Here is a 14,505-nt window from a genome sequence, read left to right as displayed (position 1 = left end):
TCGAATTTCGCCGCGACCCAAAGGAAGCAAAGTTCACACACCGAGGTATCCCGCTACCGGCCGGTGTCCTACAAAGACATTGCTCTACCAGCCCGGCGGGGGCAAGGACCACGGAATGGCGGATCTGTCGACTTACTTACAAGGTAACGACCGATCGGACTATTGTTCCTTCACTCATTCATCGGGGTATCGACAGTCCGATCGGCCCTAATCCGGTTATAGGGTCGGGTGCCTGTCGCGATAGGTGTCTGGAGCGCGCCGATTTATTGATCTTCGTCGGAAACGCGATTTGGTGCGGGGCGCCCGCAACGACCGCCGGAAAACCTACCCTGTGCCGACGGGGAGGACGACGGTTCGGTTACGGACCGCGGCACCCCGACAGTGGGGAGGGTGCACCATGCGCCTGCGTCGCCGCATGCGGCTGAGCCTGGTACTGACACTACTGGTCGGCGTCCTGAGCCCGCTCCAGGGCGCCCCGGCCGCGGCCGTGACCCTGCCGACGGGGTTCCAGGAGCAGGTCGTCTTCAACGGCCTGACCGAGCCGACGAACATCGAGTTCGCCCCGGACGGCCGGGTCTTCGTGACCGAGAAGGGCGGGCGGGTGAAGGTCTTCGCCGACCTGGCCGATCCGACCCCGACGGTCTTCGCCGACCTGTCCAGGAACGTGCACAACCAGTGGGACCGGGGCCTGCTCGGGCTGGCCCTGCCGCCCGACTTCCCGACCAACCCCTGGGTCTACGTGCTCTACACCTACGATGCGCCGCCGGGGCAGACCGCTCCGGTGTGGAACGACACCTGTGGTGACGCCAACAACGGCCGATGTGTGGTCACCGGCCGGCTGTCCCGGCTGCGGGCCAGCGGCGACGTGATGACCGGCACCGAGCAGGTGCTCGTCCAGGACTGGTGCCAGCAGTATCCGAGCCACTCCGTCGGCGACCTGCGGTTCGGCGCCGACGGCATGCTCTACGCCACCGCGGGCGACGGTGCCAGTTTCAGCGCCACCGACTACGGCCAACTGGGCAACCCGGCGAATCCGTGCGGTGACCCGCCGGGCGGCACCATGACGCCACCGGGCGCCGAGGGTGGTGCGCTGCGCTCCCAGGACGTCCGGACCACGGCCGACCCGACCAGTCTGGACGGCGCGGTGCTGCGGCTCGATCCGGCGACCGGGGCGGCCGCCGCCGGTAACCCGCTGATCGGCTCGGCGGACCTCAACACCCGCCGGATCGTCGCGCACGGCGCCCGCAACCCGTTCCGGTTCACGACCCGGCCGGGCACGAACGAGGTGTGGCTGGGCGACGTCGGCTGGAACAGTTGGGAGGAGATCGACCGGGTGGTCGACCCGACCGGCCCGGTCACCAACCTCGGCTGGCCCTGCTACGAGGGCACCGGCCGGATGGCCAGCTACGACAACGCCAACCTGAACCTCTGCGAGACCCTCTACGCCGGCGCCGGGCAGACCGCGCCCTACTACACCTACAACCACAGTGCGCCCGTGGTGTCGGGGGAGAACTGCGGCTCGGGCGGGGACGCCGTCTCCGGGCTGGCGTTCTACCCCGGCAGCGGCGGCAGCTATCCGGCGGCGTACGCCGGGGCGCTGTTCTTCGCCGACTACTCGCGCGGCTGCATCTGGGCGATGCGTCCGAGCACCGCCGGAGGGCTGCCGAACCCGGCCAACCTCCAGGCGTTCGGCCAGGCCGCCGCCGGGCCGGTGGACCTGGCCGTCGGTCCCGGCGGTGAGCTCTACTACGTCGACATGGCCGGCGGCACCGTCCGGCGGATCCGGTACTTCCCCGGCAACCAGCCGCCGACCGCGGTGATCAGCGCGACGCCGACCAGCGGACCCGCGCCGCTCACCGTCGCGTTCGACGGCACCGGCTCGACCGATCCGGACCCGGCCGACGCGGGCCGGCTGAGCTACGAGTGGGATTTCACCAGCGACGGCACGGTCGACGCCAGTACGCCGACGACCAGCTTCCGCTATCCGGCGAACGGCAGTTACACCGCGACACTGACCGTCACCGACACCCTGAACGTCTCGGCGAGCAGCACGGTCACCATCCAGCCCGGCAACGGTGCGCCGACCGCCGTGCTGGACACGCCCGGATCGGGTACCCGGTGGCGGGTGGGCGAGACGGTGACCTTCAGCGGGCACGCCACCGACCCGCAGCAGGGGACCCTGCCGGCGTCCGCGCTGTCCTGGCGGTTGCGGATGCAGCACTGCGAGTCGGTCGACAACTGCCACACCCATCCGGTACGCGAGTGGTCGGGCGCGGCCTCGGGCTCGTTCGTGGCACCGGACCACGAGTACCCGTCGTACCTGGAACTGGAGCTGACCGCGACCGACGCGCAGGGCCTGGCGAACACCGTGGTGCGGCGGCTCGACCCGGACACGGTCGACCTGACCTTCGCCACCAACCCACCCGGGCTACAGCTCAGCGTCGGCGCCGCCACCGGGATCGCCCCGTTCACGCGTACGGTGATCGTCGGGTCGACGAACACGGTCAGCGCGCCGGGGCCGCAGCAGGTCGGTGGGATGCCGTACTCGCTGCGAAGTTGGTCCGACGGGGGCGCCGCGACGCACGTGATCACGGCACCGGCCGCCGCCACCACCTACACGGCGACGTACGCGTCCTCGGCGGGGGTCGGTTGCGGCAGCACGCCCGGCTACACCTGCACGACCGACAGCGGGCGGCCGTGGCTCCCGGCGGACGCCACCGTGCTGCCGTTGACCGGGGACGACCAGGTCACCCAGGTCGCGCTGCCGTTCCCGGTCCGGCTGTTCGGCCAGACGTACGCCGACGCGTGGGTGTCGAGCAACGGACATCTGTCCTTCGTGGACACCATCGACCCGGCGCCGGTTAACGGCGCCCTGCCCAGTTCCAGCCCCCCGAACGCGGCGGTGTACCCGTTCTGGGACGACCTGGTGGTACGGGCGGACTCGAGTGTCCGGACCGCCGTGCTGGGTACCGGATCGGACCGCCGGTTCGTGGTGGAGTGGCGCAATATCGGCCTCTACGGCTCCACCTCGGCACGGATCAGTTTCGAGGCGGTCTTCGCCGTGGACGGGGAGATCGTCTTCGGATACCGGGACCTGAACACGAGTGGGCGGGAGCGGGGTGACTCGGCGACCATCGGGATCGAGAATGCGGCCGGTACGACGGCCCTGTCAGTCTCGGTCGACCAGCCGAAGCTGACCAACGGCACGTCGATGGTCTTCCGTCCGTGAACGTACTGATTCGAGGCGCGTCCAGGGCCGGACGCCGGGGTTGGAGTGCGGCCCGGATCCGGTAGCGGCCACACCGTCCTCCGTGGCCGGTGCGGATCGGAGCGCTCCGGTGGGATCGGCACGGTGGTCGGTTGGATCGGCAGGGTGGTTTGGTGCAGTGGCGCGGGGGCAGGGGTCGCGGGTGCGGCGTGTGTCTGGTCTACTCCCTGATCGACCACCACGGGAGCACGAACCCCGTGGAATATGATCATGGGGCCCAAAAGTGTCACAGCGATACGACCGCGATGACGACCTGAATCTGGCGAGCCTGGACTTCCTCGGAGACAGCAACGTACTTCGTGCGCAGGCCCGGCGGGAGCTGGACGCGGCGGGTGGCCGGATCCGGCCGGCGGCCCACCACGAGGGCGCGGACCGGACGGATTCGATCCGGGTGTCCGTCGACGCCGAGGGGCAGGTGGAGAGCGTCGAGATCACCCGTGGCTGGCAGGAGCGAATCGATCCGGCCGGCTTTCCGGCCGCGCTGTTCGAGGCGTACGCCGCAGGGGTGCAGAAGTTGATCACGGGTAGCGCACTCGCCGCCTTCGCCAAGGAGGAGGAGTCCGGAGGCGACCCGTTCGGCCTCGGGCGGCGCCCGAAGTCACCGTTCGGACCCGACGAGCGCGGAACGGACCGGTACGCCCGACCCCGGCAGGTGGCCGAGCCGGAGCCCGACGACCGGGACTGGCTCGCCATCACCCGGAGCACCCTGGACGACCTCGACGACCAGCTACGTCGGCTGGACCGGATCGACATCGGACTCGTGGCGGCCGACGACCCGGAGCGGACGTTGACCAGCCCGCACGGCCACCTCACCGCCCGGATCCAGGGGCGGGGGATCGCCGGGATCACCGGCGACACCCAGCGGATCCGGGGGGCCAGCACCGAACAGTTGCGCCTGGAGGCGATCGGCCTGTTCCGCGCCGTCCGGGCCGAAACCGGCTCACACCGAGCCGTCTCACGAGGGAGCTGACATATGTCGGAAGTGACCGTCGTCACCCGGACGGTGTACAAGGAGGCGAAGAAGTGGAAACAGCTCGCCGACAAGATGGAGCCCGTTCATTCGGCGGTGCGGGACCTCGACCTCGACGCCACCGCGTTCTTCATCGGTGACGCCAACGCTGCCCCGCACTCCCAGGCGTACATCAGCTTCCAGAACTTCTGTGAGCAGGCGCTCGCGGGTGGGGTGAAGGAGTTCAACCAGCTCGCCCACGCGCTCGACACCATCGCCGAGGCGTACGACCGGACCGACAGGATCGTCAGCCTCGATCTCAACAAGATATACACGGCGTGACAAACGGGGGAAGGATTCAGATATGGCGCCGACGCTCAGCGAGCCCGAACTCACCGGCCCGTACAACGAGGCGTTCCAGAAGATCCAGGACGGCATAAAGAAGGCCGTCGACGGGTTCAACTCGCTCGTCCAGAAGGTGAACAAGTGGTCCTGGCTGCTCGGTGCGGCCGCGCTGTTGTGGGTCAAGCGGGGACTCGAGGCCGTGCGGGACGCACTCGCCAAGGCGATCGAGAAGGTGAAGTACGCGCTCGAACACCAGGTCCCGGTGCTGTCGCTGATCATCAACAGCTTCCGTTGGGTCAACTCCGTGAAGACGCCCGTCTCCGACCTCTCCTTCGCGATCACGGAGCCCGCGGACCAGGACCTGCCGAAGTGGACCGGCGACGCGGCCAGCTCCTACCTCCACAAGGCGGCGCAGCAGAAGGGCGCCGTCGACGACATGGTCCTCAAGGCCGAGTTCATCAGTCAGTGGCTTTTCAAGATCGCCAAGAGCAACGTCGACTTCGCCCTCGAACTGGCGAAGCTGGTGACCGGGCTCGCTGGCGAGATCATCGAGGCGGCCGGCGAGGCCGCCGGGGTCATCACGATCCCACTGATCGTCGAGACTCTCTCGGACTCGGTGGGCGAGCTGGTCGAGGCAGGGCTGAACAGGCTGGTCGACGTCGGCTCGAGATTCGTCGAGGCGCTCGGCAACGTCCGGGACATCAACGGCCAGGTCGGCGACCATACGAAGCTGCCCGGCGGGCGCTGGCCGGAGGCCGTACGCGGATAGTCGGCCGGACCGGCGCTCTCCCCGCCACCGGGGCGGGCGCCGGTCCGTTACCGGGGCACCTGGGCCAGGGTCGCCCCAGTGATCGCCGTCGTCTTCTCGGCCAGTACGTCCTTCGGGGTGAACGCCGTGCCGCCCACCGCCAGCCACACCTTGAGGACCAGGTTGCCGCTGCGCGCGTGGATCATGTATTCGGAGTACTTGAACCCGGGGTCCGATTCCTCGCTGAACCCCTCCGCCTCGTCGCCGATGCCGCCGACCGCCCCGTCCGGGCGCATCGCCGTGACGTCCCGGGTGGCCTTGTAGAGGCGGCCGGCCTCTTCGGCCGAGGTCAGTGTCGATGCCTCGACCAGCAGGGTCGCCTCGTGCCCGCTCCGGGTGCGCAGGTTGAACTGACATGCCGAGCCAGGTGCCGACCGTGGCGCCTGGGCGTTCTTCTTCTCGACCCTGAGTGAGAGGTCGGCCAGCGGGGCGAGGTCCGTGCCGGCACAGAGATCGAGCCCGACGGCGTCGTACGTCGAGCCGGACCCGTCCGGCGCCGCACCAGTGCTCGCCGACGGCGCCGATCCGGTGGCGGAGGCGGACGGTGTCCTCCCGGGGTTGTCCCTCTCGCCCGTGCAGCCGCCGAGAAGCAGGACCGCCGCGAGGCCGCCGGAACAGGCGAGCGCCCAGCGCCCGCGCCCCGAATGCCCGCGCCCGCGAACCGACTGCCCCATGCCGCCAACGTACCCGTCGTGGGCACCGGCCACAGACCGGTCGACGTTTCCCGGCCCTGACTATCGTGGGGGGCATGTCCAATCCGGATACCCCCGAGGCAATCGCGCGGCTGCGCATGGTGAACGCCGAGGCGGTGCTGGAGAACCGGGTCGACCTTCGGGGCTACCCGTACCGGAATCTGGTGATCCGGGCCCAGCGGGGTTTCAGCCCGGAGCGGGTGACGGCGGCGGTCGCCGCCGCGGAAGTGCTCGACCGGTTCGGCTGGGAGTTGCTGAACGTCGCCGAGTTCGGCAGCACGAGACAGGTCCTCGCATTCCTCCGAAGACGGCGGTAATCCGGCCCGCGCCACGACCTGTTCAAACGGCTGACCAGGGATGCTGATCGGTCGTTAAGTCGATCCGGTCGGTCACCCCCGAGGGTCAACCTCGTGACAGTCAGTCACGGCGCGAGTGGCGATTCTGGGTCAGGGCAACAGGCGCCGAACCCGGTCGCTCCGCCCGGAGGGAGACCGTCATGTCGCGCGCCGTGGAACGTGTCCAGGCATTCATCCTGGCATTCGTGTTGGGCGCGCCGGTCGTGGTCGGACTACCGACACTCGGACCCCGGCCCGCCGCAGCCGTACCGACCGGATTCACCCAGCAGGTCGTGTTCACCGGACTGACCCGGCCGACCAAACTGGTCTTCGCCTCCGACGGACGCGTCTTCGTGGCGGAGAAAAGCGGACTGGTGAAGGTCTTCGACAGCCTCTCCGACAACACCCCGACGGTCTTCGCCGACCTGCGGACCAACGTCTACAACTTCACCGACCTCGGCCTGATCGGCCTGGCCCTGGCGCCGACCTTCCCCACCGACCCGTACGTCTACGTCAGCTACACCTACGACGGGGTGATCGGCGGCAGCGCCCCCACCTACGGGGACGCCTGCCCGGTCATCGGAAACTGTCGGGCGAGCGCCCGGGTCTCCCGGTTGCGGGCCAGCGGCGACGTGATGACCGGCCCCGAGCAGGTGCTGCTGCACGACTGGTGTCACCAGATCGACAGCCACTCGATCGGCGACCTCGGATTCGGCGCGGACGGCGCGCTCTACGTCACCGGCGGCGAGGGCGCCTCCGCCACCTTCACCGACTACGGGCAGGCGGGCAGCCCGGTCAACCCGTGCGGTGACCCGCCCGGTCCGGCCGGTACGGCGGTGACGCCGCCGACCGCCGAGGGTGGCGCACTGCGGTCCCAGGACATCCGCACCCCGGCCGATCCGACCGGCCTCTCCGGCACCCTGATCCGGGTTTCCCCCACCACCGGGGCGGGGCTGCCGGACAACCCGCTGGCCGCGAGCGCCGACCCGAACAGTCGACGGATCCTCACGTACGGGCTGCGCAACCCGTTCCGCTGGACGTTCCGGCCGGGCACCAACGAGGTCTGGATCGGCGACATCGGCTGGCGTACCTGGGAGGAGATAAACCGGATCGTCGACCCGGCGGTCGGGCCGGTCCGGAACTACGGCTGGCCGTGTTACGAGGGCAACGCCGCACAGGGTGGCTACAACGCCGCGAACCTGACCCTCTGCGAGAGCCTGTACGCCTCGCCCGCCGGTACGGTGACCGCGCCGTACTACACGTACCAGCACAGCCAGGTCGTGGCGCCCGGCGACGGCTGCCGTACCGGCGGATCGGCCCCGTCCGGCCTGGCGTTCTATCCGACCGGCGGCGGCAGCTATCCGGCGACGTACGCGGGCTCGTTGTTCTTCGCCGACTATTCGCGCGGCTGCGTCTGGGCGATGCGGGCGGGCACGGACGGACTGCCCGACCCGGCCCGGATCGTGCCGTTCGCGTCCGCGCCGGGCGTGGTGGACCTGCGGATCGGGCCGGAGAACGATCTGTACTACGTGGACCTGACCGGCGGCACGGTGCGACGGTTCCACTACAACTCGGGGAACCAGTTGCCGCACGCCGTGCTCGACGCGACCCCGACCAGTGGGAACGCGCCGCTGACGGTCTCCTTCGACGCCGTCGGGTCGACCGACCCCGACCCGGGCGAGATCCTGGAGTACCAGTGGGATTTCACCGACGACGGCACCATCGACGCCACCGGACTGACCGCCAGCCACCGCTATCCAACGGTGGGCACCTACACCGCCCGGCTGCGGGTGGTCGACTTCGCCGGGCTGAGTGACACCGCGACGGTGCAGATCAGGGTGGGTACCGCCGCTCCGGTGCCGGTCATCGAGACGCCGACGGCGGCGCTCCGCTGGTCGGTAGGCCAGACCGTCAGCTTCAGCGGCCGGGCCACCGATCCGCAGCAGGGCGCGCTGCCGGCCTCCGGACTCTCCTGGCAACTGGTCCAGCAGCACTGCAGCACGCCGGACAACTGCCACAGCCATCCGGTGCGGGAGTGGACCGGGGCCGCCTCCGGCTCGTTCCTGGCACCGGACCACGAGTATCCGTCCTACCTGGAGCTGACGCTGACCGCCCGGGACAACGGCGGACTGACCGGCAGCACGACGCTCCGGCTCGACCCGCAGACCGTGAACCTCGCGCTGGCTACCAAGCCCGCCGGGCTGCGGCTCAACGTGAACGGCCGGAACCTCACCACGCCGAACAGTACCCAGGTGATCGTCGGGTCGACGAACACGATCAGCGCGCCCGGACCACAGACGCTCGGCCCGGCGACGTACACCTTCGAGAACTGGTCGGACGGGGGCGCGGCGACGCATGTGATCACGGCGCCCGCCACCGCGCGGACCTACACCGCAACCTACGACGGCGCGCCGGGAAGCTGTGCGGACAGCTTCGGCTACACCTGCCGGACCCAGACCGGGACGCCCTTCGTACCGGCCGGACCGAGCGAGATGCCGCTGACCGCCGACAACGACAGCGCCTCGGTGCCGCTACCGTTCCCGGTTCCGTTCTACGGGCAGAACTACTCCAGGGCGTGGGTGGACACCAACGGGTCCCTGTCCTTCGTCGACCCGCGCGGCTCCTGGCCGACGAACCGGCCGCTGCCGAACGCGGCGGCACCGAACGCGACGCTCTACCCGTTCTGGGACGACCTGGTGATGCATCCCGAGTCGCGGGTCCGGACCGCCGTGGTGGGCACCGCGCCGGACCGCCAGTTCGTGGTCGAGTGGCGTGACATGGGCCTGTCCGGTGCGCCGGCCGCCCGGATCAGTTTCGAGGTGGTCATCTCCGAGTGGGGGCAGATCACCTTCAACTACGCCGCGCTGAACTCCGGACGGGAGCTGGGCAACTCGGCGACCGTCGGTATCGAGAACGCGACCGGCACCGGCGCGGTGCAGTACTCCTACAACCAACTCGTGCTGGCGAACAGCAAGGCGATCATCTTCACGCCGCCGGCGGGGGGTTGACGAGCTACATCTCACGCTCCGTTGATCAGTTCGCTACGCTCGGGTGCCGACGTGTTCGATCAGAACGTGGGAGGACCGATGGGAAGTCCGTTCAGCGAGTTCCTGCTCCGGGAGTTACGACGGACCCGACTGGCGGCGGGCCTGAACCAGGACGAGATGGGCAAACTAATCAACTTTTCCGGCTCGCACGTCAGCGCCGTGGAGGTGGGAACCCGACCGCTGAAGCTCGACTACCTGCGCGCGGTCGACAAGGCGTTCAAGACCGGCGGACTCTTCGAACGGATGTGGAAGGAACTGTCCGGGCTGGACGACGAGCCATCCTGGGTACGCGAGCGGGCCGCGATGGAGCGCGATGCGGTCCTGCTCCGCTGGTACGAGCACGCGTACGTGCCGGGCCTGTTGCAGACCGAGGAGTACGCCCGCGCGGTGTTCACGAGTAACCCCGCGTTGCGGACGGCCGAGGTGGAGAAACGGGTGGCCGCCCGACTGGAACGGCGACGGATCCTGGACGTCGCCGATCCGCCCCAGATCGTGGCGGTGCTGGACGAGGAGGCGCTGCGCCGGCCGATCGGCGGGGCGAAGGTGATGCGCGAACAGTGCCTGGAGCTGGCCCGGCTCGGCGAAGAGCACCCCCGGCTGCGGCTGCACGTCGTGCCAGCCGGCGTCGGAGCCTATCCCGGACTGGACGGGCAGTTCGTCATCGCCACCATGCCGGGCGACGAGGAGATCGCATACCTCGACAACCCTCTGCAGGGGCAGGTGACCGTCCGGCCCGAGGAAGTGGAACTGCTGCGCCGACACTGGGAGGCGATACTGAGCGAGGCACTGCCCCCGCAGCAGTCGGTGGAGAAGTTCCGGGAGGTGGCGGAGAGATGGACGTAACGGACGCGCGCTGGCGCACGAGCACCCGCAGCAATTCCAACCAGGGCACCTGCGTAGAGGTGGCGGACAACCTGCCCGGCCGGGTGCTGGTCCGGGACAGCAAGGACCGCGACGGCGGCACCCTGGCCTTCGGTCCGGCCGCCTGGCAGGCCTTCGTGGTCAACGTCAAGGGCTGACGAGGCGGTCGTTGTCCTCCCGCTATCCTTCGGCGGGACGGTGGGAGGACACGCTCGGTGGAGGATGCTGGTGCAGCGAGCGGAACTGGTCGGGGGATTGGTCGCGCTGATCCTGTCGATGCGGCCGGGACGCGTGCTCCGGGTGGCGGTGGACGGTCCGGACGCGGCCGGCAAGAGCACGCTGGTGGCGGAACTGGGGCAGCGGTTGTCCGTTACCCGGAACACGATTCAGGCCAGCGTGGACGGCTTCCACCAGCCCAGAGCCGTACGCCGCCGCCGAGGCGAGTTGTCGCCGGAGGGCTACTACCACGACTCCTTCGACCATGTCGCACTGCGCGACTCGCTGCTCGACCCGCTCGGTCCCGGCGGCAACCGGCACTATCGGACGGCCAGCTACGACCATCGGGCAGACACGGCCACCGAGCGGCAGTTCCAGGTGGCGCCCGACGACGCGGTCCTGCTGGTCGACGGCGTCTTCCTGCTCCGTCCGGAGCTGCGTGAACACTGGGACCTCAGCATCTATCTCGAGGTCGCTCCGGCCGAGTCGATCCGCCGGGCCCTGGTACGGGACGTCGAGTTGTTCGGTGCCGTGGAAGCGGTGCGAGAGCGCTACCTTGCACGCTACCTGCCCGGACAGCAGCTCTATCGCGACGAGGCGGCACCGACCCGGCGGGCGGACGTGGTGGTCGACAACAACGACCCGTCCGCGCCGAGGGTGCTGAAATGGCCGTAGCGAGCGATCGGCCCTCGACAAGCGGCGAGGTTAGCTAAACGGCTACGGCCGGACCTTCGTCGGCTTGGCGGACTACTCGGCCCAGGCCCGGAGGCACCGGTCGATGAGTTCCACCCGTTCCTCGACGGATCCGGCCGGTACGTCGACCAGCTCGAAGCCGTGGTCCCGGTACGCCTGCACGTGTAAGCGCTCAAACGTGACCGACTCCGCGAGGCTGATCCGGCGAACCGCCGTCGGCGTGAGAAACCCGAGCAGATGGATGAAGAAGACCCGAGGTTGGTAGATCCCGTCCGCGACCGCGCGGTCAACCTCCTTCGTCAGGATCGGCGTTACCGGCAGGCCGAGGTGGCGGGCCAGCGCGAGCGTGCAGATCGGCGACCGGTCGAAGATCTGGACCGATGTTGCCGGCGGTGCGGGATGCTCCAGACGCTCTCGCTGTAGGAGCGTGATCGCGTCGACGAACCCCTGATCACGCCACGGCTCGTCCTGGCCCAGCGCTTGCAGGTGGACAATGACGTCGGTCGCCGCCTCGTCGACCACGGCGTGTCCGCGACCCCGCAGCGCCGCCAGGATCGTCGTCTTGCCGGCGCCCGGCGCTCCGGTGATGATGAATCGCCGCATGGTGCAACTCCTCCTGGGGTTGGTGTCGGGCCGGGAGGACAGCCGCGCCCAGCATCTGGGTCACGCCTGGCGGCGACCGGGTATCCGATCGCGCAGCCGGTCGGGGAGCCGGGTCAGCACCAGCCGGCGTAGCCGCGCGTCGGTGAGCCAGAGCAGCACCCCGGCGACCAGGCTCGCCGTGCCGCCCAGCACCAGCAGGCCGACCACCGGCCCGACCGACAGACCGATCCAGTCGTACGCCAGCGGAACCAGCGCGGCGGCGGTGGCCGCCAGCACCGCCGGCAGCGTGGGAACGAGGAAACCGGCGATCGACGCCTGCGCGGCCCGGCGTACGGTGACCCAGACCGCGAGCGCGGTGACGGTGACCTGCATGACGATCCCGGCCAGGGCCACCGCCGTCGCCTCGGCCACGTCGCTGTACCCGGTCAACAGGGTACCCACGGCGGCGAGCGTCGCCACTCCGAGCACCCCGCGGGTCCAGAGGATCGCGGCGAGCTTGCCCGGCTGACCGATCGCCTGCAACGCCGGGCCGAGGAGCACGCCGTACACGTTGGCGGCGCCGAAGAGACAGAGCAGCCGGAGCGGGACCTCGGTGCCGGCCCACTGCGGACCCAGCAGCGTGACCAGCGGATGTGCGGTCGCCGCCAGCACGCCCAGCACCGGCAGCCCGGCCACGGCACCGAGGTGCTGGAGCTGGCCCAGGTGCGCGGCGAGGGCGGCCCGGTCCCGCTGCAACCGGGACAGCGAGGGGAGCGCCACCTGTTGCAGCGAGCGGATCGTCACGTCGACCAGCATGTCCGGCAGCCGGGCGGCAAGCCGGTAGATGCCGGTCGCCACCGGGCCGAAGAACAGGCCGGTGAAGATGACGTCCGCCTTGGAGCTGAGCATCAGGCCGAGTCCGGCGTTGGCCGAGTGGGCGGAGAAGACCAGCAGGTCCCGGATCCCGGACAGCCGGGGCCGGCGGCTCGGCCGCCACGGACAGACGGTCCAGAGCACCACCAGGCCGACCGCCGCGTTGACCAACTGCTGGGCGACCAGGGCCCAGATGCCGGCACCGGCCAGCGCCAGCCCCACCCCGACGGCGCCGCTGAGCAGCGAGGCGAGCAGGGTACGGATGGCCACCGCGCGGAATTGCAGCTCCCGGCGCAGCACCGCCTCGGGCACGATGGACAGCCCTTGCAGCAGTACCAGCGGGGAGAGCGCCACGCAGATCATGGTCAACTCCGGAGCCCGGTTGGCCAACGCCCACAGCGGGCTCGCGGCGGCGGTGAGCCCGCCGATCACCACCCCGGCCAGCACCAGTACGACGAAGGCACCGTCCAGGTGCTCCGGCGTCAGCTTGTCGCGCTGCACGATCGCGGAGACCAGCCCCTGCTGGATCAGGGTCTGCGCCACGGTGATGAAGACGGTGGCCATCGCCACCAACCCGAAGTCGCTCGGCCCGAGCAACCGGGCGAGGAGGAAGGTGACCAGGATCGACGAGCCGATCCGACCGGCGGTGAGGACGTACGACCAGCCGATCGCCGAACGCAGCCCTCCGGTGCCGCCCGACCGGGTCCGCTCCGCATCCGTCGACACCTGCGCCGCGTCGGTCGATGTCTGCGCCGCGTCGGTCGACACCTGCGTCGGGTCCGTCGCGACCGCGCCGACGGCCGGTGACTCGTATGCTCCCGAGGGGATATGCCGCTCAGTCATATTTATGCCGCAGAGTCATCACGCTCGACCACCATCTTCCCTGGACCCGGTTCGCGGACGAGCCATTCAGGCGCTGCCCTTTGCCGTGCTGGCCCGGATCCGTCGGACCACACTGCGGCGCAGTCGACCGAGCCGGACCCGGACCCGGCGGGCCCACCAGGTGGCGAGGAAGGCCGCGGCGGAGCTGATCCGGGTGCCCAGCGGGTCGGAGCCGGTGGAGAGCATCCGGAGCGTCTCGGCGAGCATCCGCAGCCGGGGCGCGCGTACCCGTCGCCCCGCCTGCCCGTACCAGGCCAGCGCCGAGGCCGGGGTCGCGCCCTTGGCCTGCCGGGTGGAGCCGCCGTGCATGCGGCGCAGGAACAGCGGCTCGGCGACCTCGTGGATCTCGCCGAGCCGGGCCACCTCGGCGATCAGGGTGTAGTCCGAGGAGAGGAAGGGGCGGATCATGCCGGTCCGGCGCAGCGCGGACATCCGGAACACCCCGAAGTGCGCGTGGCAGAGGTTGATGTTCCTCGCCACCCGGGCCACCCGGCGCCACGGTCGCGGATCACGCAGGTCGAGCCGGTCGGCGTACGGGCCGATCACCTCGCCGGACTCGTCGATCAGCACGGTACGGGGATAGGCCAGCACGGCCTGCGGGCCGGCGGCGTCCAGGGCCGCCACGCAGGTGCGCAGGTACGAAGGAAGGCAGACGTCGTCGTACGCCACCCACTTGAACAACTCGCCCCGGGCCAGCTCGACCACCCGGGTGTAGTTGACGTGGCCGCCGAAGTTGCGCGGGTTGCGGTAGAGCCGGATCCGGGCGTCCTTCGCCGCGTACGTCTGGCAGATCTCCCAGGTCCGGTCGGTCGAGGCGTTGTCGCTGACAATGATCTCGAAGTCGGGATAGTCCTGGGCGAGCAGCGCGTCGAGGCAGCTTTCGAGGTAGCGCTCGGCGTTGTAGAGGGGCACGCCCAGAGTCACCCGCGGTGCGGACTCCATCAGATCCCTCCG

Annotated in this window: 13 protein-coding genes; 9 read left to right on the top strand and 4 right to left on the bottom strand. The window is 69.9% G+C overall.

The features are described from left to right. Positions 1–397: 397 nt before the first annotated feature. The 4 genes from I0C86_RS19100 to I0C86_RS19085 all read left to right on the top strand — a co-directional run bounded on the left by I0C86_RS19100 (position 398) and on the right by I0C86_RS19085 (position 5,331). Positions 398–3,229 (top strand): PQQ-dependent sugar dehydrogenase, encoded by a 2,832-nt coding sequence (locus tag I0C86_RS19100; RefSeq protein WP_196202606.1) that lies wholly within the window; start codon positions 398–400, stop codon positions 3,227–3,229. 262 nt (positions 3,230–3,491) lie between these two features. Next, on the top strand, positions 3,492–4,238 hold the full coding sequence (locus I0C86_RS19095; RefSeq protein WP_196202605.1) for a hypothetical protein: 747 nt from the start codon (positions 3,492–3,494) through the stop codon (positions 4,236–4,238). Positions 4,239–4,241: 3 nt separating this feature from the next. Beyond that, positions 4,242–4,559, top strand: a complete 318-nt coding sequence (locus I0C86_RS19090; protein WP_196202604.1) for a hypothetical protein — start codon at positions 4,242–4,244, stop codon at positions 4,557–4,559. 22 nt (positions 4,560–4,581) lie between these two features. Further along, entirely contained in the window at positions 4,582–5,331 is a 750-nt protein-coding gene (locus tag I0C86_RS19085) for a hypothetical protein (protein WP_196202603.1), read from the top strand. 47 nt (positions 5,332–5,378) lie between these two features. On the opposite strand, the gene I0C86_RS43535 is transcribed toward I0C86_RS19085, so the two are convergent. Then, positions 5,379–6,044 (bottom strand): hypothetical protein, encoded by a 666-nt coding sequence (locus tag I0C86_RS43535; protein WP_230394394.1) that lies wholly within the window; start codon positions 6,042–6,044, stop codon positions 5,379–5,381. A gap of 74 nt (positions 6,045–6,118) precedes the next feature. On the opposite strand from I0C86_RS43535, the gene I0C86_RS19075 reads away from it, so the two are divergent. The 5 genes from I0C86_RS19075 (at position 6,119) to I0C86_RS19055 (ending at position 11,196) form a co-directional block, all read left to right on the top strand. Beyond that, the gene (locus I0C86_RS19075) at positions 6,119–6,379 is read left to right on the top strand and encodes a transcriptional regulator (protein ID WP_196202602.1); all 261 of its coding nucleotides are present in this window, start codon (positions 6,119–6,121) and stop codon (positions 6,377–6,379) included. 179 nt (positions 6,380–6,558) lie between these two features. Next, positions 6,559–9,405: a PQQ-dependent sugar dehydrogenase gene (locus I0C86_RS19070; protein WP_196202601.1), complete on the top strand. Its 2,847-nt coding sequence runs from the start codon at positions 6,559–6,561 to the stop codon at positions 9,403–9,405. 78 nt (positions 9,406–9,483) lie between these two features. After that, entirely contained in the window at positions 9,484–10,287 is an 804-nt protein-coding gene (locus tag I0C86_RS19065; protein WP_196202600.1) for a helix-turn-helix domain-containing protein, read from the top strand. Further along, positions 10,278–10,463 (top strand): DUF397 domain-containing protein, encoded by a 186-nt coding sequence (locus tag I0C86_RS19060; protein ID WP_196202599.1) that lies wholly within the window; start codon positions 10,278–10,280, stop codon positions 10,461–10,463. Before I0C86_RS19065 ends, I0C86_RS19060 begins: the two co-directional genes overlap by 10 nt. Before the next feature lie 64 nt (positions 10,464–10,527). Continuing rightward, complete coding sequence (locus I0C86_RS19055) at positions 10,528–11,196, top strand: nucleoside/nucleotide kinase family protein (protein WP_196202598.1); 669 nt, start codon at positions 10,528–10,530, stop codon at positions 11,194–11,196. Positions 11,197–11,268: 72 nt separating this feature from the next. Here the strand turns inward: I0C86_RS19055 and I0C86_RS19050 are convergent, their stop codons facing one another. From I0C86_RS19050 to I0C86_RS19040, 3 genes are all read right to left on the bottom strand, one after another. Beyond that, positions 11,269–11,817: an AAA family ATPase gene (locus I0C86_RS19050; RefSeq protein WP_196202597.1), complete on the bottom strand. Its 549-nt coding sequence runs from the start codon at positions 11,815–11,817 to the stop codon at positions 11,269–11,271. A gap of 60 nt (positions 11,818–11,877) precedes the next feature. After that, entirely contained in the window at positions 11,878–13,512 is a 1,635-nt protein-coding gene (locus I0C86_RS19045; protein WP_196202596.1) for a lipopolysaccharide biosynthesis protein, read from the bottom strand. Between the two features lie 66 nt (positions 13,513–13,578). Continuing rightward, positions 13,579–14,493, bottom strand: coding sequence for a glycosyltransferase family 2 protein (locus I0C86_RS19040; protein WP_196202595.1), 915 nt, complete (start codon positions 14,491–14,493; stop codon positions 13,579–13,581). Between the last annotated feature and the right edge of the window lie 12 nt (positions 14,494–14,505).

This window comes from Plantactinospora alkalitolerans (assembly GCF_015690345.1).
Taxonomy (GTDB): domain Bacteria; phylum Actinomycetota; class Actinomycetes; order Mycobacteriales; family Micromonosporaceae; genus Plantactinospora; species Plantactinospora alkalitolerans.
The sequence above is the reverse complement of the archived record's forward strand: the minus strand, read 5'-3'. Positions and strand labels throughout refer to the sequence as shown.

Excerpts from the sequence above, each read along its gene's own strand:
- I0C86_RS19100 (WP_196202606.1), top strand. The coding sequence starts at position 398 with ATGCGCCTGCGTCGCCGCATGCGGCTGAGCCTGGTACTGACACTACTG.
- I0C86_RS19090 (WP_196202604.1), top strand. The coding sequence starts at position 4,242 with ATGTCGGAAGTGACCGTCGTCACCCGGACGGTGTACAAGGAGGCGAAG.
- I0C86_RS19085 (WP_196202603.1), top strand. The coding sequence starts at position 4,582 with ATGGCGCCGACGCTCAGCGAGCCCGAACTCACCGGCCCGTACAACGAG.
- I0C86_RS43535 (WP_230394394.1), bottom strand. The coding sequence starts at position 6,044 with ATGGGGCAGTCGGTTCGCGGGCGCGGGCATTCGGGGCGCGGGCGCTGG.
- I0C86_RS19075 (WP_196202602.1), top strand. The coding sequence starts at position 6,119 with ATGTCCAATCCGGATACCCCCGAGGCAATCGCGCGGCTGCGCATGGTG.
- I0C86_RS19070 (WP_196202601.1), top strand. The coding sequence starts at position 6,559 with ATGTCGCGCGCCGTGGAACGTGTCCAGGCATTCATCCTGGCATTCGTG.
- I0C86_RS19065 (WP_196202600.1), top strand. The coding sequence starts at position 9,484 with ATGGGAAGTCCGTTCAGCGAGTTCCTGCTCCGGGAGTTACGACGGACC.
- I0C86_RS19060 (WP_196202599.1), top strand. The coding sequence starts at position 10,278 with ATGGACGTAACGGACGCGCGCTGGCGCACGAGCACCCGCAGCAATTCC.
- I0C86_RS19055 (WP_196202598.1), top strand. The coding sequence starts at position 10,528 with ATGCTGGTGCAGCGAGCGGAACTGGTCGGGGGATTGGTCGCGCTGATC.
- I0C86_RS19050 (WP_196202597.1), bottom strand. The coding sequence starts at position 11,817 with ATGCGGCGATTCATCATCACCGGAGCGCCGGGCGCCGGCAAGACGACG.
- I0C86_RS19045 (WP_196202596.1), bottom strand. The coding sequence starts at position 13,512 with ATGACTGAGCGGCATATCCCCTCGGGAGCATACGAGTCACCGGCCGTC.
- I0C86_RS19040 (WP_196202595.1), bottom strand. The coding sequence starts at position 14,493 with ATGGAGTCCGCACCGCGGGTGACTCTGGGCGTGCCCCTCTACAACGCC.